Source organism: Campylobacter concisus, from assembly GCF_002165785.1.
GTDB lineage: Bacteria > Campylobacterota > Campylobacteria > Campylobacterales > Campylobacteraceae > Campylobacter_A > Campylobacter_A concisus_W.
In genome coordinates this window covers 226368-246053 of sequence record NZ_NDYO01000006.1, presented here as the reverse complement: position 1 = coordinate 246053, position 19686 = coordinate 226368, and the positions used below count along the sequence as shown (strand labels likewise).

General features: G+C 38.9%; 15 protein-coding genes and 2 pseudogenes. 1 reads left to right on the top strand and 16 read right to left on the bottom strand.

The genetic code is table 11. From position 1 onward, the window contains the following. Window positions 1–31 precede the first annotated feature (31 nt). The 16 genes and pseudogenes from B9N62_RS11090 to B9N62_RS05930 form a co-directional block, all read right to left on the bottom strand. Window positions 32–472: a methyl-accepting chemotaxis protein gene (locus B9N62_RS11090; protein WP_410002893.1), complete on the bottom strand. Its 441-nt coding sequence runs from the start codon at window positions 470–472 to the stop codon at window positions 32–34. A 741-nt stretch (window positions 473–1213) separates the two neighbouring features. Continuing rightward, a pseudogene (locus tag B9N62_RS11085) lies at window positions 1214–1954 on the bottom strand (cache domain-containing protein); the annotation flags it as partial. Between the two features lie 227 nt (window positions 1955–2181). Beyond that, window positions 2182–2622, bottom strand: coding sequence for a methyl-accepting chemotaxis protein (locus B9N62_RS11040; protein ID WP_374188112.1), 441 nt, complete (start codon window positions 2620–2622; stop codon window positions 2182–2184). 795 nt (window positions 2623–3417) lie between these two features. Further along, a pseudogene (locus B9N62_RS11035) lies at window positions 3418–4122 on the bottom strand (cache domain-containing protein); the annotation flags it as partial. A gap of 235 nt (window positions 4123–4357) precedes the next feature. Continuing rightward, on the bottom strand, window positions 4358–4549 hold the full coding sequence (locus B9N62_RS05985) for an EamA family transporter (RefSeq protein ID WP_257640194.1): 192 nt from the start codon (window positions 4547–4549) through the stop codon (window positions 4358–4360). Between the two features lie 160 nt (window positions 4550–4709). Further along, entirely contained in the window at window positions 4710–7277 is a 2568-nt protein-coding gene (locus B9N62_RS05980; protein ID WP_087584783.1) for a molybdopterin-dependent oxidoreductase, read from the bottom strand. An 83-nt stretch (window positions 7278–7360) separates the two neighbouring features. Further along, a complete protein-coding gene (locus tag B9N62_RS05975; protein ID WP_087584782.1) occupies window positions 7361–7936 on the bottom strand; it encodes a cytochrome C in 576 nt (191 codons plus the stop codon). A gap of 98 nt (window positions 7937–8034) precedes the next feature. Continuing rightward, a complete protein-coding gene (locus tag B9N62_RS05970; protein WP_087584781.1) occupies window positions 8035–8457 on the bottom strand; it encodes an EamA family transporter in 423 nt (140 codons plus the stop codon). A gap of 45 nt (window positions 8458–8502) precedes the next feature. Beyond that, on the bottom strand, window positions 8503–9426 hold the full coding sequence (locus tag B9N62_RS05965) for a Dyp-type peroxidase (RefSeq protein ID WP_087584780.1): 924 nt from the start codon (window positions 9424–9426) through the stop codon (window positions 8503–8505). Between the two features lie 20 nt (window positions 9427–9446). Next, on the bottom strand, window positions 9447–10142 hold the full coding sequence (locus tag B9N62_RS05960; protein ID WP_087584779.1) for a DUF4230 domain-containing protein: 696 nt from the start codon (window positions 10140–10142) through the stop codon (window positions 9447–9449). A gap of 102 nt (window positions 10143–10244) precedes the next feature. Next, entirely contained in the window at window positions 10245–11456 is a 1212-nt protein-coding gene (ilvA, locus tag B9N62_RS05955; protein WP_087584778.1) for a threonine ammonia-lyase, read from the bottom strand. A 21-nt stretch (window positions 11457–11477) separates the two neighbouring features. Continuing rightward, on the bottom strand, window positions 11478–12581 hold the full coding sequence (gene trmA, locus B9N62_RS05950; RefSeq protein WP_087584777.1) for a tRNA (uridine(54)-C5)-methyltransferase TrmA: 1104 nt from the start codon (window positions 12579–12581) through the stop codon (window positions 11478–11480). Window positions 12582–12583: 2 nt separating this feature from the next. Further along, complete coding sequence (locus B9N62_RS05945; protein ID WP_054196368.1) at window positions 12584–14278, bottom strand: Na+/H+ antiporter NhaC family protein; 1695 nt, start codon at window positions 14276–14278, stop codon at window positions 12584–12586. Window positions 14279–14287: 9 nt separating this feature from the next. Next, complete coding sequence (locus B9N62_RS05940; protein ID WP_087584776.1) at window positions 14288–15034, bottom strand: SDR family NAD(P)-dependent oxidoreductase; 747 nt, start codon at window positions 15032–15034, stop codon at window positions 14288–14290. 8 nt (window positions 15035–15042) lie between these two features. Further along, window positions 15043–16254 (bottom strand): ankyrin repeat domain-containing protein, encoded by a 1212-nt coding sequence (locus tag B9N62_RS05935; protein ID WP_087584775.1) that lies wholly within the window; start codon window positions 16252–16254, stop codon window positions 15043–15045. Between the two features lie 36 nt (window positions 16255–16290). Further along, window positions 16291–18876: a bifunctional aconitate hydratase 2/2-methylisocitrate dehydratase gene (locus B9N62_RS05930; protein WP_087584774.1), complete on the bottom strand. Its 2586-nt coding sequence runs from the start codon at window positions 18874–18876 to the stop codon at window positions 16291–16293. Between the two features lie 127 nt (window positions 18877–19003). On the opposite strand from B9N62_RS05930, the gene B9N62_RS05925 reads away from it, so the two are divergent. After that, entirely contained in the window at window positions 19004–19462 is a 459-nt protein-coding gene (locus B9N62_RS05925) for a methylated-DNA--[protein]-cysteine S-methyltransferase (protein ID WP_087584829.1), read from the top strand. Window positions 19463–19686 lie beyond the last annotated feature (224 nt).

Below are 19686 nucleotides of genomic sequence, written 5' to 3'. Positions count from 1 at the left end.
TTAATGAAATTTTAAATATCAAGCCGCAAGGTTAAAATTTATTCTTTTTAACATCAGCTACTATTGTCTTAGCCATTTCATCGATTTGGGCGGTGATTTTATTTGTTGAACTCACGATATCAACATTTTGCTTTGTAATGCTATCAATCTGACTTACGCTTTGATTTATCATATTTATGCCTTCGCTTTGTTCTCTGATGCTCTCACTCATCTCATTGATACTTTGAGTAAGTATATTTGCATTAGTTTCGATCTCACCAAGTGATTTTTGAGTTCGCTCAGCTAGTTTTCTAACCTCATCGGCAACTACGGCAAAGCCTCGTCCATGCTCACCAGCACGCGCTGCCTCGATAGCAGCGTTTAGAGCAAGTAGGTTGGTTTGATCTGCAATATCTCTAATAATAACGATGATGTTTTTAATCTCTTCAGATTGTTTTATAACATCTACAGTCTTTTGACTAATTGCGCTCATTGAGCTACTCATTTGTTCGATCGCAGCAGCACTTTCTTGGAGAGAATTTGCTTGTGTGCTAGCACCTTGAGTTACTTGCTTCATTGATGCATCTAAATTTTTAGCTTTTTCTTCTAAAAATTGTGCTTGTTTTAGGTTAAATGCAAGCATATTAGCTATCTCTTCGCCAAGCTCGTTTGTTACTAGTTCGACATTGCCTTTGGCATCCAAAATTCTTGAAGTAAAATCAGAATTTCTAAAATCATTAAAAGTTTTTTGGATCATATTTAAATCGCTACCGACTCTTTTTTCCAAAACATCTAGCATTTTATTTAAGACATCTTTTAATTCGATTAGCTTTGGATTAGCTGGAACATCTACTATTCTTACTTTTAGATTTCCATTTTCTATCGCCTTTGCAGTCTCAACAGATTGAGATACCACTCTAGAGTCTTGATCGGCATTGTCAAAAATTTTAGCAATATTATCATTTATTAGTTTACTCATTACGCCAAATTCATCTTTTGTTGCTACCTTTGAAACAACTGGCTCTTTTATCTCAAAATTTAAAAATCTAAAGAAACTAACCAAAGCATCTGTAATAGTTTTAATCGGATTAAGCGATCTTTTTAGCAAGAAATATACAAACGCAGACAAGACAACTATAAATATAAAGGCTAAAATAATTTGAACTTTTAAAATAGGCAAAGTATGCGAGCTAAAGATATTTTGATCCATTGCTGTTATTGCCAACCAACCTTTATCATTTAACTCTAGCATATAGGCATAGACATCTTCGCCTTTTGTATTTTTATATGCTATTAATCCATTTTCATCAAATTTCTTTTCATTATATTGTTTTATCAGGCTTTTAGCGATCTCGTGAGGTTTGCCGACTAATTCTTTATTTGGGTGCATTATAATGTTGCCATTTTGATCTGCAACAAAAGCATAGCTGTATTCAGTCTTACTGATTTGCGATATATTATTGCTCAACTCCTCAATAGATGCATCTATACCAGTAACTCCAATATTTTTAATAGGTGCAGCAAAAGTTATAACCATCGCATTTAATGAAGCTGCCATGTATGGATCAGTATATATTGGTTTATTCTCGGCTTTAGCTTGTTTATACCATCCTCTAACTCTTGGATCATATCCAGCTTTATTTTGCCCATTTGATCTAAACATAGCCCCATCCTCATATCCAGCGTAAACAAGAGTGATCTCTTTTCCAGATATAGCTTTTGCTTGAGATAAAGCTAAATTTATACCATCAGCATTCATCGAGCCATCACTTTTCTCGCTTATTTTACTAAGAGTATCAGCCATTTTCTCTATAGCATACTGATTGTTATCAAAAAAGCTATTTAGTGTGATTTTCACATCTTTTAAGATTTGCTTTTGAGTTTGTATTACTAACTCAATGGCTTTATCATGAGCTGTGTTATAGCTAGCTAAAGATATTAGCGAGAATGATATGAATAATGCCAGTATAAGCATTAAAGATATTTTGTTTGCAATTGATCGCATTTACTTTCCTTTTACAAAAATTTTTAAGATGCGATTGTATATTTTTTTATATAAAATAGTATTTAATAATATTAATTACAAAATAGTGATGTATACATTAAATAATAATTTTAAATTATTTTTTCATTTTAGGTAGTTAAAATCAGCGAGATAAAATTAGAATTTAGGGGAAACAGACCCCTAAATTCGGTCTAAGATTAAAATTTATTCTTTCTAACGTCGGCTACTATCGTCTTGGCCATGTCGTCTATTTGGTCAGTAATCTCGTTTGTTGTACTAACAATATTAATATTTTGTTTTGTAATACTGTCGATCTGACTTACACTTTGGTTTATCATATTTATGCCTTCGCTTTGCTCTCTGATGCTCTCACTCATCTCGTTGATGCTTTGAGCTAGAACATTTGCGTTAGCTTCGATCTCGCCAAGTGATTTTTGAGTTCGCTCTGCTAGTTTTCTAACCTCGTCGGCAACTACGGCAAAGCCTCTGCCGTGTTCACCAGCACGTGCCGCTTCGATAGCCGCATTTAGAGCAAGTAGGTTAGTTTGATCTGCTATATCTCTAATAATAACGATGATGTTTTTAATCTCTTCGCTTTGTCTTGTTACGTCGCTAGCTTTTTGGCTAATGGCGTTCATAGAACTACTCATCTCTTCTATAGCAGCTGCGCTTTCTTGGATAGAGTCGGCTTGTTTATGAGCTCCATCGGTTAGGGTTCTCATAGATTCTGCTAGGATTTTAGCTTTTTCTTCTAGAACCTGAGCTTCTTTTAAATTTTCCCTTAGCATATTGCTTACTGCGTCGCCCGCGCTTTGAAGGCCTACTATCATATCTCTTAGATCGCTTTCAAGCTCCGGTTTTAGTTCTAGTCTAGGAGTGTAGTCGTTTTTATTGTAAGAAGCTAAAACTACCGCTATTCCTTTTAAATTCTCGGAAATAGAAGTAAAGAATTTATTTAGTAGATCTTTTAACTGAACTAAAGCCGGATTATTAGGTACGGAGTTAATCTTGGCCCCCATGTGTCCTTTTATCATGAGATTTGCTATACCGTTCATCTCGTCTATTAAAGCGCTGTCTTTTTTAACGCCGTTAAGGACTTTTTCTATATTCTCGTTAATAGATTCGCTCATTCTGCCGAATTCGTCTTGCGTAGTTACTACTAGCTTTTCCGGAACGTTAGGGGTTTCGTAGGTGATAAATTTAAACGCGTCTTCAAGCTTGGTTTGAATAGTTCTAATAGGGCTAAGGGATTTTTTAAGAAGAGTAAATACGATAGCCGAAAGTATGACTATAAAAGCTACGGCTAGGATTATTTGAGCTTTTAATAAAGGCAAGGTATTAGACGAAAAAGTATCTGCTCCGATAGCGGCTACGGCTAGCCAGCCTTGATCGTTTATAGAAAGAACTTTAGCGGTTACGTTTTCGCCTTTATAGTTTGTATAAGGGATAAGTCCATTTTCATCAAATTTTTTAGCTGCAAAAGCCTCAGCAATATATTTGCTAGCAGGAACGGTTTTACCAACATTGTTTGGGTCATTGTGCATTAGCATTAAGCCGTCTTTGTTCATTAAAAAGACGTAACCGTATTTCGTTTTACCCATTTCGAGAATCTTTTTACTTAAAGCATCTATATTTAAATCAAGCCCCAAAACACCATCAAAATTTCCATTTTTATTTACTGGAGCGGCAAAGCTAATTACTAAAGCATTAGACAAGGCAGCTTTGTAAGGTTCGGTATATATAGCACCATTTGCACTCTTTGCTGCTTTATACCAGCCTCTAGTTCTAGGATCGTAGTTATCGGCTGGAGTTGTTCTAGTGCCGTCAGACTGGAAAAAATGTCCATCACTCTCGCGACCATAAAAAATATCAGTAACTAAATGACTAACGTTTTCTTTTTGCCTTTTAGTTTTTTCCATATACAAGTCATCATTATTTGGTGTATTTTCTATGTCTGAAGCAAACTTTTTGGCTACACCTAAATATTCTTCAAAAAAAGAATCCGTAGTAGCTTTGATGTCACTTAGAATCTGATCCTGGGTCTGGCTGACCAACTCTACTACCTTACTTTCCGCTGTATAGTAGCTGACTGCCGAAATAGCAGCAAACGAAATAACTAGCAATGAGATGATAATCATCGCTATCTTTGAAGTTATGGACTTCATCTTTCCTCCTTTAAAAAGTTAAAATCGTTTTAATTTATCGAAAAAGAATTAAAATTAGTATTAAATTTACCCTCTATTTAATGCTTTTTAAAAATTAATAAAGACATCTTGATAATTAAAAATTTTTGAATAAATTTTAGATCAAAAAATACCATTAAATAAGATAGTTTTGTTTTTTGGTTTTTAGCCAGATATAGAGTATAAATTTTTACTTGAAAATCAATAAAATAACGCCTGAAATAATAAGGCAAATGGCTAAAATTTCTTTGTAATTTAGTCTCTCACCAAGAAAAATAACAGCCAAAATGATAGCCAGCACAACGCTAAATTTATCAACCAATGCCACTTGATAGGCATTACTTGTTTGTATCTCTTTAAAACACACAGGACAAAATAACACAGTGGTGATATCCTTTACGCCAAGCTTTACAAATATAATTGCAAAATAAAAAATTTATAAAGCTATAGGGCTTTAAATATAAATTTAAGCTTTTTGTGAATAGAAGATTTGTTTTAAATTTTAAGTTCAAAAGCAGGAGAAGACTCCCCTGCTTTTAATATTATTTAGAAATTTTTGGCTCAGCAAAAGCTGTAAGCTTTAATGCCTCGCCACCTTTATATTTCTCGATATTTACAAGAGCTGTGTGGCTGATGTTGCCGTTTGCTAGCTTACTTGTTGGGATATCTATGGTTAGCACGTTTGCACCGCCGTTTTTGCAAATTCCACTATCAAAGCCGTCATACCAAGCGCCCTCAGCTAGTTTTACAACGCCCTCTTTGATGTTTTTAGTCACGTGAGCACCTGCTAAAACCTCACCACGTGCATTAAATACACGCACCAAGTCGCCACTTTGTACGCCAAGCTCTTTTGCGTCTTTTTCGTTGATCCAGATAGGCTCGCGATTTGCGATAGCGTATTTGTCACGAAGTGAAGTTTGACTTAGTTGTGAGTGCAAGCGGTCAGTTGGGTGAGCACTTATCATGTGGAATTTAGCTGGCTTATCTTTCATGCCTAGCCACTCGATCGGCTCAAACCACATTGGGTGCGCCTTGCAGTCGTCATAGCCCATTTTCTCGATAGTCTCTGAGTAAATTTCTATAAGACCGCTTGGGGTTCCAAGAGCATTTAGTACAGGATCTTCTCTAAATTCGCCAAATCTCACCCAGCTATCGCTATCTTGAGATGAGGCAAATGTAACTGGCTTATTCTCGTTCCAAAACTCTTCAAATGGCTTCATATCAGTAGTTAGCTCTGGCACAGCCTTGACCTGAGCGTAGGCTGCGTCATAGTACTCTTTGATCCAGTCAAACTCATCCTTGCCGTTATCTGTGTAGGCAATGACCAAATTTTTAGCATAAGCCTTGCAAAGATCGATGAAAATTTGGTAGTCGTCTCTTGCCTCGTGGTATTTTTCAACGACTTGCTTCATTGGCACGATGTTCATATTTGAGTAGTCACCGGTCATGGTGATATCGTTTCTCTCATACTCTGTAGTGACTGGAAATACTATATCAGCCATTTTTGCTGTCGGTGTCCAGTATGATTCATGTACGACAACCGTTCTTGGCTTTCTCCACGCTTTTAAATTTGTATTTGTATCTTGGTGGTGTACAAGTGGGTTGCCGCCGACCCAGTAGATAAAGTCAATGTCTGGATAGGTGATCTTTTTGCCGTCGTGGTCGATCACTTTACCAGGATGTAGCAACGCATCTGCAATCCTTGCGACCGGGAAGGCATAGTTGGTTGCTTTTTGTAGCCAACTTTGGCCTGTGCCTGCTGCTGCAGCTGCCTTTGCGACGAAGCGACCTCGTTTATCAAACTCGCCTGTGTCTGTGCCGATAAACTCACCTTTTTCGTTAAATTTACCCACACTTGCGCTATTTATGCCGCCGATGACTGCACCCTTGCAAGTCGGAGCGCCGCCGTTTGAGTAGTGATAGCTAAGGCCAAATCCCCCACCTGGAAGTCCGATCTGACCGATCATAGCTGCTAGTGTCACCATCGCCCAATGCGGTTGCTCACCGTGGTGAGCGCGCTGCATACCCCAACCGCTCATTATCATCGTGCGGTTTGCGACAAATATATCAGCTAGCTCTTTTAAAGTATCTTTATCGATGCCACAAATTTTGCTCGCCCACTTTAAATTTTTAGGAGTGTTGTCTGTCTTGCCAAGTAGATATGGGAGAAATTTATCAAAGCCAGTTGTGTAGGTCTCGATAAAATTTTTATCATACTTGCCGCTTTCATATAGGTAGTGCATCATACCAAGCATCATCGCTGTGTCGGTGTTTGGCACTGGGGCGATCCACTGAGCGTTGTCAAAGTACTGCGCTGTGTCGCTCTTGATAGGGTCGATAATGATCACTTTGATATCTTTTTTGTTTTTAAGCTCTTCAAAGTATTTAAAGCCCTGCTCATCAGTCGATGTCCAAGCTATGCGAAGTGTCGCAAGTGGGTTTGCACCCCATATGACTACGACTTTTGAGTTTTCAAGTACGACTGGCCAGCTGGTTTGCTGCTCATAGACCTCGATACTACCAACGACGTGAGGCATGATGATCTGGCTAGCACCTGTTGAGTAGTCCCCTAGAGAGCCAACAAAGCCACCACTAAGATTCATAAATCTATGAAGCAAAATTCTTGAGTTATGTACATTGCCGCTTGACTTCCAACCGTAACTGCCTGCAAATACACTTTGCAAACCTTTTTGCGCTCTTGTCTTTTTAAGCTCTCTTGCAACTAGCTTGATCGCCTCTTCGTAAGGCACCTCAACCCACTCATCCTTGCCGCGAAGCTCTGGCTTTGGATTATCTGGATTTTCAAGGTAGCTCTTTCTTACTGCTGGACGTTTGATGCGACTTTTGTAGATCATATCTGGTGTGTAGTACTGAAGTGGGTTGTAAATTTCACTTGTTTTTTGGATAGGCTCTGACTTTACTGCAACGCCGTTTTTGGTTGTTACTTTTAACATACCCCAGTGAGCGGCTGTGATAACCTCGCTATCTCTTAAAACACTCTTTTTTATGCTATCAGCAAATAAATTTGATGCTGTCACGCTTGAAAGCAAAGGTGTTGCTGCAATTGCTGTAGCACCTTTTTTTAGAAATTCTCGCCTGTTCTCGTTCATCTTATCTCCCTTTCATTTTAAGTTTTCTTTTTAATAAGCTAAACTTTAATATTTGTTTTTTCTTGCCGCTACAAAAGTTTTGCTTATTTACCTAGGTTTATGTCAGATGAGTGTTTTTGAAGGTATTCAATAACCAACCACTCGTCTTTTTTCTCTATTGTGGTTCTGCCGATCATTGATTTTAGAAGTGACGGCCACTGATTTGCGTTAAAATGCGTAGTTTGAGGCAACGCATGGCAAACACCACAACTCTCTTTGTACATCTTGTCAGCCTTTGCAAACATCGCGTTTACATCAGTGCTAAAGCCATCTTTTTGAACAAAAACTGTTGTTTCTACCTCGTTCCATTTGCCGTTTTTGCCCTCTTTGATCACTTTAATATCAAAAGGTGCAGTTTTTGCAAATGCCACCGAGATAATCCTCGCGCCATCAGCAAAATAAACTACGTTGCTAACAGCTGGGTTTTGATAGCCTTTTACTTTAATTTGCGCTCTGTCACCGCTTGTTTGTAAAATTTCAACTGCGTTGGTTGGTAGCAGTCTGCCTATACTTTTTGTTGAGCTAGCATCACCGTAAACATCTTTTACAACATCTGTGTAGTTTACACTAGCACCAAATGCCGCACAGGCCACGATGGCCGAAAAAATGATTTCTTTCATATTTCTCCCTTCAAAATGAAATTGTTCAAATTTTAGGAGCTTTTTAATTAATTACAAATTAAAATTAAAAATATAATTTAAGAATAATGCAGAAAATTTTATTTAAAAATAAGTAAAAATACGCCAGACACGATAAGACAGATGGCTAAAATTTCTTTTAAATTTAGCCTCTCGCCAAGAAAGATGACAGCCAAAATAATAGCAAGCACAACGCTAAATTTATCAACCAAAGCCACTTGATAAACATTGCCTGCCTGCATCGCTTTAAAATACATGAGCCAAGATAGCCCAGTAGCTATGCCACTAAGTATGAGAAAGAGCCAGTTTTTTGGACTTAGAGAGCTTAGTGGCTGCCATTTTTTAGCCACGCTTAGAAGCAAAACGAGCATAAAAATGACAACGATCGTTCTTATAAATGTTGCAAAATCGCTGTCGATGTCCTTTACACCAAGCTTTGCAAAGATCGCTGTAAGTGCAGCAAAAACGGCTGAAAGAGCTGCGTAAATAAACCACTCTGGCATTTTTATTTAAAATTTAAAAGGGCAAGTTGCCTCACCCATTTAAATTTAGCCCTCATAATCGCTTAACATATCAACTGTTGGCACAAAATATAGGGCACCAGTTACTGGAGTACTAAAATCAAGCAGTCTATCTGAGTTGCCCTTTGGCTCGCCGATAAACATCTTTTTAAGCATAAGCTCAACCGTTGAAAATGTGCTCGCATAAGCGATGAAGTAGGTGCCAGTTTTACTACCTTCAGTAAAAGGCATATTGCCACGCACGACCTTTTTATCATCTCCTACGTTTGCAGCAGCTGAGTGTGAATTTGTAGGTTTTACATCCTCGCTCATCTCGATGTCAAGCTCTTTTGAACGGCCTATTACCTTTTCTTGCTCACTTACGCTTGTAGCGTTCCACTCTTTCATATTATGCAAATATTTTTGTACAAAAACGTAGCTGCCGCCTTTAAATTTAGCGTCCTCATCGCCAACTTTAGCAAAGAAGTCTCTCTCCTCGCCCTCAGGATTTTCAGTGCCATCAACAAAGCCTATTATCGCCCTACCGTCATGATACTTAAAGCCTTGCGTCTCATCTGTAAGCTCTGCAAATTTAAAAAGCACAGCCTTTATCGCTTGAGCCATATCGAAGCAATCAGGTGCATTTAAGGCGCGGATATGGATGTGGATGTCGCCCTTTGTGCTAACAGCTTCGTGCTTATCGCCTTTTATCGCTTTAAAATTTACAAGCTCTTTTGGTAGATCTTTTGAAATTTCAAGCTTTTTCCAAGCATCATGACCCACGCCAAGGACGCAGTTTACATTTTCATTTGCGCCAAATCTAATCTTGGCAGTTTTGTTTAAATTTATAACCAAAGCACAAAGTCTAGCAAAACCCTCTTTGCACGCCTTTTTATCATCTTCTAAAACCCAAGTTTGAAAGACGGTATTGTTGCCTGGAGTTTGTGTGACCTCTTGAGAACTAAAACTCATTTTTTCTCCTTTTTAAAATTTTATGCAATATTTTCTAAATTTAGTTGCGAGCTTATCTGCTCATCATTATCGTCAAAGACAAATTCAACCTTGTTTGCGCCAAAGCTCTTAGCGATTGCTTCAAGCGTATCGCGAGCTGATTTATGTATCTTACCTTGAAGCTGTGAGATAAGACGAACGCTCATCTTTTTGACTTCGTTTCTAGCTTCTTCTATTAGCCTATTTTTATCTTCTTCTGTAAAAGTGCTACCAAAAAAGCCATTTAGCGAGTCAGGCAGTAAAAATGGTATAAATTTGCCGTTTTTCTCATCGTAAAATTTCATATCGGCGATTGAGAATTTATACTTGCAAGGAGGCATTTTTATCTTATAGCTAGAGTTTGCGATCTGCGTGATCTCGAGCTTTGGGCTAGTTAGATCATAGATGAAATTTATCTCAAACTCAAATATCATCGAAAGCTTCTTCTCACTTATTAGCCATCTTAGATACTCTTTGCCAAAATTTCCAAACGCATGATCTGTCTTTGTGACGATCTCTTTGCTATATACTTGAAAAACTGAAAGCTCGCCGATGCTTTTTAGCTGCGAAATTTCGGTGTTGACTGAGAGATTTTCGCTATCATCTTTTGCCTTTTTTAACGCCTTATTTGACCTATAAAATGCAAATGCCAAAACAGCTAATAAGATAGCTAATATCAAATTTGCATATTCGCTCATTTTTTCTCCTTTAAAGCTTGCTATTTTAGCTTAAATTTGTAAAGCAAAAGGAATTTTAGCTTGTTTTTGCTATCTTGAAATCCACAAAATAGCAAAAAATTTTTAAAACAATTGAGTAAAAGAAAAACCGTTTTTGGTAAGAACTTCTTTGATCTTTTCTTGATGCTCAAGACCCTTTGTCTCAAGCGTGATCGTAATACTTGCATCGCCATAATCAAGCCTTGTTGAGAAGCGATCGTAGTCGATCTTCACAATGTTTGCATTTGCTGATTTTAAGCTATCAGTTAGGCTCATGAGCGCTCCTGGCTTATCTACAAGTGTGATTTGCAAGGTCATCTTGCGGTGAGACTTGATAAGACCCTTTTCTATGATGATAGAAAGCACCTGAACATCGATATTTCCACCACTTAGCACCACGCCTATCTTTGCACCTTTTTTAAATTTGATCTTATCGTGCATAAGTGCTGCCACGCCAGCTGCGCCAGCTCCTTCTACAACGATCTTTTGAGTCTCTAGCAAAAACAAAATCGCAGTTGCGATCTCCTCGTCATCAACTTGCACAAACTCATCAACACACTCAATAATATTTGCTAGCGTGATCTCACTCGCATCACGCACAGCGATACCATCTGCTATGGTGCGGACTGATTTTGAGTTTATGCTCTTTTTAGCGCCATAGCTATTAAACATCGCTGGAGCGCCTTTTGCACCGACACAGATTACTTTCGTCTTTGGATTGACCTGCTTTATACAGCTTGCCACACCGCTAGCTAATCCGCCACCGCCAACTGGGACAATGACTATATCAAGGTCACTTATCTCATCAAGCATCTCAAGCCCCACAGTGCCCTGTCCTGCCATGACATACTCGTCGTTAAATGGGTGAACAAAGGTCATACCCTTATCTTTAGCGTAATTAACCGCAAAAGCGTACGCCTCATCGAAATTATCACCTTTTAAAATAACCTCTGCGCCAAGGTCTTTCGTACCAGCAACCTTTAGAAGCGGGGTTGATTCTGGCATGATGATGCAAGCGTGTACGCCAAATTCTTTTGCGCTTATAGCTACACCTTGAGCGTGGTTGCCAGCACTTGCAGCCACGACACCACGCCTTCTCTCCTCATCACTTAGGCTAGCTATTTTATTGTAAGCGCCTCTTATTTTATAAGCTCCGGTTCGTTGTAAATTTTCCTCTTTTAGATAGATGCTTGCTCCCAAATTTTTACTAAGTTTTGCACTCAGAGCAAATGGAGTTTTATTTACGAAATGACCGATCGTGATCTTTGCTTGGATAATTTTATTTAGTGAAACCATTTTTATTTTTCCTTTTTTAAATTATTCTTTTGCCCTTAGTAGCACGCCACACTCGATGTGATGAGTATTTGCAAACTGATCAAAAATGGCAAATTTTATCACTTTATGGCTTTTACAAAGCTCATTTAAATTTTCTTTTAGAGTCTCTGGATTACACGAGATATAGATGATGTTTTTAAAATTTTTGATGAAATTTACGACACTTTCGCTTAGTCCTGCACGAGGCGGATCGACAAGAATATGAGAGAAGTTAAAGCCGCTTAAATTTATATCCTTTAGTCTATTAAATTCCCTAACGCCAGTAAATGCGCTCATAAGCTCATCAGCATCCATTCGTAAAAATTTGATGTTTTTAGCCTTATTTAGCTCGCAGTTTTTAAGGGCATTTGAGATCGAGCTCTTTGAAATTTCAGTAGCAAGTACATTATTAAATTTAAACGAAAGCGGAATAGTAAAATTTCCATGTCCGCAGTAGAGCTCAAGGAGGTCAGCACCGCCTTGCACGCACTCTTTTGCCCAAGCTATCATCTTTTCATTTACAGCTCTATTTGGCTGGATAAAGGCATTTTCACTTAGGCTAAATTTATAAATTTCACCGCCAACGTCTAGCTCATCGATCAAATTTAGCTCACCACTTAGTAGCTTTTGCCCACGAGATCTTGCAAGTATGATAACATCAAGCTTACTGGCTAGAATTTTCATAGCCGTTTCAAACTCGCCATCAAGCCTTTTATGGTAAAGAAGTGTGACCAAAATACCACTTTTACAAGAAATAAATTCCACTCCAAAAAGCTTTGCGCGCAGTATTTCGTTCTCTTGTAAGTTATAAAGCAAACTTGGCATGAGAGTAGAAATTTGCTCGCAAACCTTTGGACAATCATCTATAAAGACCTTTTTACCCTTTTCGCTTGCATGCATCGTATAGCAAAGCTTTGTGCCTTCATGCCAAATGCCAAATTCAGCCCTTGTGCGGTAGTGCTTTGGTGTTGAGCTAAAAACATCAAACTCACCATCATAAAACTCTAAAAATTTTTGTTTTATAAGATCAGTTTTAAATAAAATTTGCTCATCATAAGGAGTAAAAAGAGTGCAAGAGCCGCACTCTTTTAAATAATTGCAATCCAAATTTATGCTTCTACTTTCTTTCCAACAAATCTAACTAATGCCCAAATCGCTAAAAATCCGCAAGGAAGCGCGATCCAAACGCTAAGACCAAGTGCAACCGGCAAGTAACCAACTAGCACACAAACCGCACAAACGCTAAGCGCATAGACCATTTGAGTCGATACGTGATCGATATGGTTACATCCTGCGCCCATTGATGAAAGGATCGTAGTATCCGATATCGGTGAGCAGTGATCGCCAAAGATCGCACCTGTAAGCACGCCTGAAATATTTACGATCATATAAGCGTGCATTGCATCGCCCTCTAGGCCGTAGTTTTTGCCGACAGCATAAGCTAGTGGGATAGCAAGAGGCATTAAAATACCCATTGTGCCATAGCTCGTTCCAGTCGAGAAGCTAATAAACGAACCAAGGATAAAAACAGCAACTGGCAATATAAATTTAGGTGTTGAAGAGCTTAATAGATCAACCAAATATCTTGATGTGCCAAGCTCTTTGATAACAGCACTAAGACTCCACGCAAGGAGCAAAATCACAACCGTAATTATCATAGTCTTCCAGCCCTTTACCCATGTGCTAATAGCCTCTTTTACGTCAAAAATTTTACGCCAAACGCCCATTGTGATAGCTACGATACTAGCAAGTAATGCTGCTTGAAATAGTGATGTAGCTGAGTCTGCTGCGCCAAAAGTATCTTTAAATGTAGAAAATGAAAGTGGATTAGCGAGTGCATTTTTAAGAGCATCGCCCTCAAGTGCAGCAAGACCACTAAAGTAAAAACTAGTAAATGCGCCAATGACCAGCACAAGAAGTGGCACAACAGCATTTGCAGCACTTAATTTTACGCCCTCTTTTGGCTCTAGAGTTTTATCTTCAAGATCTTGGATTTGAGTTTTACCTGAGTGAAGCTCGCCTCTTCTAGCACGTCTTTCAGCTAATAGCATTGGTCCGTATTCACGCTGCATCAAGGCTGTACAGACTATAAAAAATAAGATGAAGAGGTTGTAAAATCTATATGGAATTGTCTCGATAAATATAGAATAAGCGTTAATTCCAGTCTCTCCAACTAGCTCATAGCCCTTTTCAATGAGTGAAACCTCAAGGCCAACCCATGTCGAGATGATAGCTATGCCAGCGATCGGTGCCGCAGTAGCATCTATGATAAAAGCTAGTTTTTCGCGGCTTATTTTAAATTTATCGCTTATTGGTCTCATAATAGGGCCTACTATTAAGGCATTTGCGTAGTCATCGAAAAATACAAAAATTCCCATCAGCCATGTTGAAATTTGAGCTGAAATGCCGCTTTTTGCCTTTTTGCTAAGCCAAAGAGCAACCGCCTTTGTACCACCCATCTTTGTGATGAGTGCAACCACACCACCGATACAAAGCACTTGAAGCAAAATACCTGAATCAGTCTTATCAGCCATTGATTCAACGACTCTTGAAACGATGCCGGTAAAGCCTTTTACGATACCCATAAAGATGTTTTCATTGATGATATTTATAAGAAATGTTCCGCTAAAAACACCTATAAATAGCGACAAGATGACGTCTTTTGTGATAAAAGCAAGTGCTATTGCCACAACAGGCGGTATAAGCGTAAATACGCCATAAATTTCAGCGTTTCTCTTTGCCACTTCTGGATCGACACCAAAAAGCGCAACGCTAAAAAAAAGTAATAATAAAATTTGTCTCACAAGAACTCCTTAAAATTTTTCTATCGCAAGTCCAGCCCAAGTCTGCGTATTTGCCATGACTTCGACCCTATTTATATTGACACTTCCGGGCATATTTAGACAATTTACCAAAATCGTCGCGATATCCTCAGATGTGATGAAATTTGTATTTTCATAAAGGCTATCTGCCTTTGCCTTATCTCCCCTAAATCTAACCTCGCTAAATTCAGTCTTACAAAGCCCTGGCTCGATGTTTGTCACCCTGATATTAGTGCCAACTAGATCGTTTCTTAAATTTAAACTAAACTGCTTTACAAAGGCCTTTGTAGCGCCATAAACGTTACTGCCAGGATATGGCCACGAGCCAGCTGTCGAGCCTAGGTTAAAGATATAGCCCTTTTCTTGCTTATAAAGTAGCGGCAAAACCGCCTTTGTCGAGTAGATGAGACCCTTGACGTTGGTATCTATCATCGCCTCAAAGTCCTCTACCCTCGCATCTATCGTCTTTTCAAGTCCAAGCGCCATACCAGCGTTGTTTACAAGCACTTCAATGTCCTTAAATTTATCAGGCAGGCTCTCTACGGCCTTAAAAACAGCCTCTTTATCGCGTATGTCAGCTACGATGATATGCGTATCGCCAAGCTCGTTTGCAAGCTTTTTTAGCCTATCTTCGCGCCTTGCAAGAGCGACTATCTTGTAGCCCTCTTTTGAGAGTCTTCTGGCGATCGCCTCGCCAAATCCAGATGTTGCACCGGTTACAAAAGCTGTCTTTTTCATGGTTTTTCCTAATTGAAATTTGGTTTTAAACCCAAATTTTCTAAAAATTTGATCGTCTTTTCGTTTTGTTCTTTCATGGCATAGTCAAGCGCGTTAAATCCAGCGTCATCAGTCGCGTTTATATCAGCGCCGTTATCTATCAAAAGTTTTAAAATTTCTGGCGTTGCATGAGCTGCTGCATGCATAAAAACACTTCTATTTGTGTGCTCTAGGCCGCATGTATCTTCAACTTGCATCATACCCAAATTTATCATATCCATCTTGGCATTTTCATCTATGTAGCTCTCATTGGCATTGGCACCATTTTTTAGAAAGAGCTCACAAAGTGGCTTATCGCTAAACTGCACAGCATAAAAAAGTACACTTTTTCCAAAGAAATTTTTATGATTTACATCGGCTTTATTTGCAAGTAAAATTTTTACATTTTCTATATTTTTTAAAGCAAAAAATAGCGGCGTCTCATCACCCATATTCACATCGGCTCCACGCCTTATTATCTCTTTTATCATATCGCTACTCTTTTCGTTTAAAAGAGCGATATTAAGCAAATTTGTAAGCTCAGCGGTACTGAAATTTTTTGAGTAAAGTAAATTTGCCAGCTCATCGGAATTTATCCTTTGAGCCATCATATTTTGCTCAGGTGTTAAAATTTTAGCTTTATTTACATTTTTACCAACGCCAAAAGTCAAAAACTCATTTACCACGCTAGTTGCGTAGTAAGCGGCACTTGGTGTATCAAGTCCAAGGCTTTCATAAAATTTAACAAGCGGAGTCTGAGCGTTTTTATAGGCTTCTAAAAATTTTTTATATTTTAAAAAATTAAATAAGCTTTCATTTGCCCAGTACCTAAGATACTCCATTCTGGCGTCTTTTTCTCCCTCAGCAGCCTTTGGCTCTGCAAGCTCTTTTGCGTAAAATTCAGGTGCGAATGACGCTTTTAGCAAAAGCCATCTAAGCTTGTTTAAATTTTCTTTATAAACTCTATCACCAACGCAACTTTGAGACTCACTTCTCACAGCCACACTCGCATCAAAAAGCTCTTTTACCTCTTTTAAATTTAAAAGCGAACCATCACAGTAAAATAGCCCTTCATTCGTGTAAGCAAGATCATTTGGAGTAGTTTTAAAGCTCTCTTTTTTGGCAAGATCACTGCACTCTAAAGCGTGTAAATTTATCAAAAAACAAACGCTAAAAAAGAGAAAAAAAACTACTTTTTTCATCAAAACTCCTTAAAATTTCGCGATATTGTAACAAATTTATATGCTAAACTCGCTTATTTCATTAAAATTTAGATATTTATAAATTTCATCTTTATTTAAGCTAAGGCTATCTTTTACTATCTTTTTATATTCATCTACACTTGGTAAACGCCCAAGTAGCGCACAAACGGCGGCTAACTCGGCACTTCCTAGATAGACCTTTGCGCCCATTCCCATTCTATTGTCAAAATTTCTAGTTGATGTAGAAAACACCACTGCATTGTCGTTTACTCTTGCTTGATTACCCATACAAAGCGAGCAGCCTGGCACCTCTGTCCTAGCCTCCAGCCTCTTAAATATCTCATAAACGCCTTCATTTTCAAGTGTGCTTTTATCCATCTTTGTCGGCGGTACTATCCAAAGTCTAGTTGTAAGCTTACTCTCATGCTCTAAAATTCTAGCGAGCGCCCTATAATGGCCTATATTTGTCATACAGCTCCCTACAAAAACTTCATCGATATTGTGCACCCTTTTGTCATCAGCTAAAATTTCACTTAATGTTGCCACATCATCTGGGTCATTTGGACACGCCAAAATCGGCTCATCTATCTGAGCTAGATCGATCTCCAAAATTTCAGCGTAGCTTGCATCCTTGTCGGCCCTTAAAAGCGTTGGATTTTCTAGCCATTTTTGCATTTTTTCTTTTCGTCTAGCAAGCGTTTCACGGCTCTCGTAACCAGCTTTTATCATCGCATCAATTAGCGCAACATTTGAGCGAACATACTCCACGACACTATCAACGCTTAAATTTACCACACAAGCCGCAGCTGAACGTTCAGCCGAAGCATCACTTAGCTCAAACGCCTGCTCTACTTTTAGATTCTCGAGCCCTTCTATCTCTAAAATTTTACCTGCAAAAACATTCTTTTTATCTTTCTTTTCAACGCTTAAAAGTCCTTTTTTGATCGCAAAATACGGTATCGCATTTACAAGATCACGAAGCGTCACGCCCTCTTTTAGTTTGCCTTTAAATTTGATCAAAACCGACTCTGGCATATTTAGTGGCATCATTCCAAGCACCGCTGCAAACGCCACTAGGCCGCTGCCCGCTGGGAAGCTGATACCAATAGGAAATCTCGTGTGACTATCGCCTCCAGTGCCCACCGTATCAGGTAGCACCATGCGATTTAGCCACGAGTGGATGACACCATCGCCTGGCTTTAGACTCACACCACCACGTAAATTTATAAATTTTGGCAAGCTCTCATGCATCACAAGATCACTTGGCTTTGGATAAGCGGCCGTATGGCAAAAGCTTTGCAAAACAAAATCCGCGCCAAAACTAAGGCTAGCAAGCTCTTTTACCTCATCTCTAGTCATCGGCCCAGTCGTATCTTGCGAGCCAACAGTTAAAATTTCAGGCTCCACATAAGCCCCAGCTCTCACACCAGCTACACCGCAAGCCTTGCCAACCATCTTTTGAGCGAGCGTATAGCCACCACTCTGCTCCTTTGGCTGATCTGGCTTTATAAAAATTTGCTCCTCGCCAAGCCCTAGAACCTCTCTAGCCTTTTTGGTGACTTGCCTACCTATCATCAAAGGTATCCTGCCACCCGCTCTTATCTCATCGCTTAGAGTATTTGGACTAAGTTTAAAATTTGCCACTAGCTTTTTCTCGCTGCCAATAAGCTTATAAATTTCACCTTTAAATGGATAAATCTCTATCTCATCGCCCATCTCAAGCTCATTTACGTTTGCAACTATCGGCAGTGCACCGCTATCTTCAGCGGTATTAAAAAATATCGGAGCTATAGTAGTGCCTATCACGATGCCACCCGTTTTTTTGTTTGGCACGCCCTCTATCTCATCGCCAAGGTGCCACTGGATCGAGTTTATACCGCTCTTTCTGCTGCTGCCAGTACCGACCACATCGCCAACATACGCCACTTTTTTACCACGAGTTTTGAGCTCTTTTAAAATTTCTAGACCCTCAGGCATCTTTTTAACAAGCATCGCTTTTGCATGAAGTGGTATGTCGGCTCTTGTATAGGCCTCGCTCGCTGGACTTAAGTCATCAGTATTTGTCTCACCTGGTACCTTAAAAACGACTGCGTTTATACAGGTTTCAATTGGCTTTTTATGCGTAAACCACTCTGCATTTGCCCAAGAAACAAGCACCTCTTTTGCAAATTTATTGTTGCTGCTTAGTTTTACTATCTCGTCAAAATATTCATGCACCAGGATGATATTTTTTAACTCATTTGCCGCAGCTCGAGCGATATTTTCATCACTACTTTTTAGAGCTCGTACTAAAATTTCCACGTTATATCCGCCAAGCATCTTGCCTAAAATTTTAATAGCACGCATCGCGTCAAGACCGTTAACAGCAAGCCCATCTATCACTTCGCCAAGAATTTCTGCCTTCATCTTCGCTGCGTCGTCAACGCCAGGATTGATACGAGTTTCAAGCAAACTTATAAGAAATTTTAGCTCGCTTTGTGCCTTTTCGTCGCCACTAGACTTGCTGGCAAGCTTTATTAGCTCGCAAACTTCACTTGTTTGCTTGGCATTTAGCGCAAGCGGTGGCACGCCCTCTTTTTCTCGCTCGCTCACGTGTTTTTCGTAGTCGGTAAAAAAGCTCATAAAATTCCTTTGTGGTTTTTTGCTCGTTATTTTTAGTCTAAAATCACTAGTTTTGCTTGCATTTTATCAAAAAGCAAAACAAACTAAAGTAAAATTTGCCCAAAATTTCAAATTTCAAGGAGCAAATGTGTCAAAAGCTTACCTAAAATCGCCTATCGGAATTTTAGAGATCGTTGCCAGTAAAAATGGAATTTGTGAGATAAATTTTGTAGATAAATTTAAAAAAATTGCAGTAAAAGATGAAAATTTAAAGCTTTGCTTGAATGAGCTAGAGGCTTATTTTAATGGCAAGCTTAAAAAATTTAGCGTAAGGCTTGATATAAAAACAACTAATTTTAGAGCAAAAATTTACGAGGCCTTACAAAAAGTACCATACGGAGAAACGACTACATACGCAGCTCTTGCACTTGCCGTAGGCCACAAAAATGCCTACCGAGCAGCAGGCTCGGCCAATGCTAAAAATCCAGTGCCTATCATCGTTCCTTGTCACAGAGTGCTAGCTAGCAGTGGGCTTGGTGGCTACTCAGGTGGAGACGGCTTGCCAACTAAAATTTGGCTCTTAGAGCATGAGGCAAAGCATAAATAGCTAAAAATTTACAGCAAAATAAAAGTCCGGCAAATTTTAAAATTTACAAGCGAACATTTTTAAAATTTATCAGAGTATTTAAAACGCATGCAGTGCTTTAGTGCCATTGAATGCACCTTGAACGTGAGTAATTTAGCGGATTTAAAAAAGTAAGATAAGAGAACGGCCTCTTAATTTGAGTCCTCTTGTCTCTCTTTTGAATAAAAAGGAATTTATAAATTTAA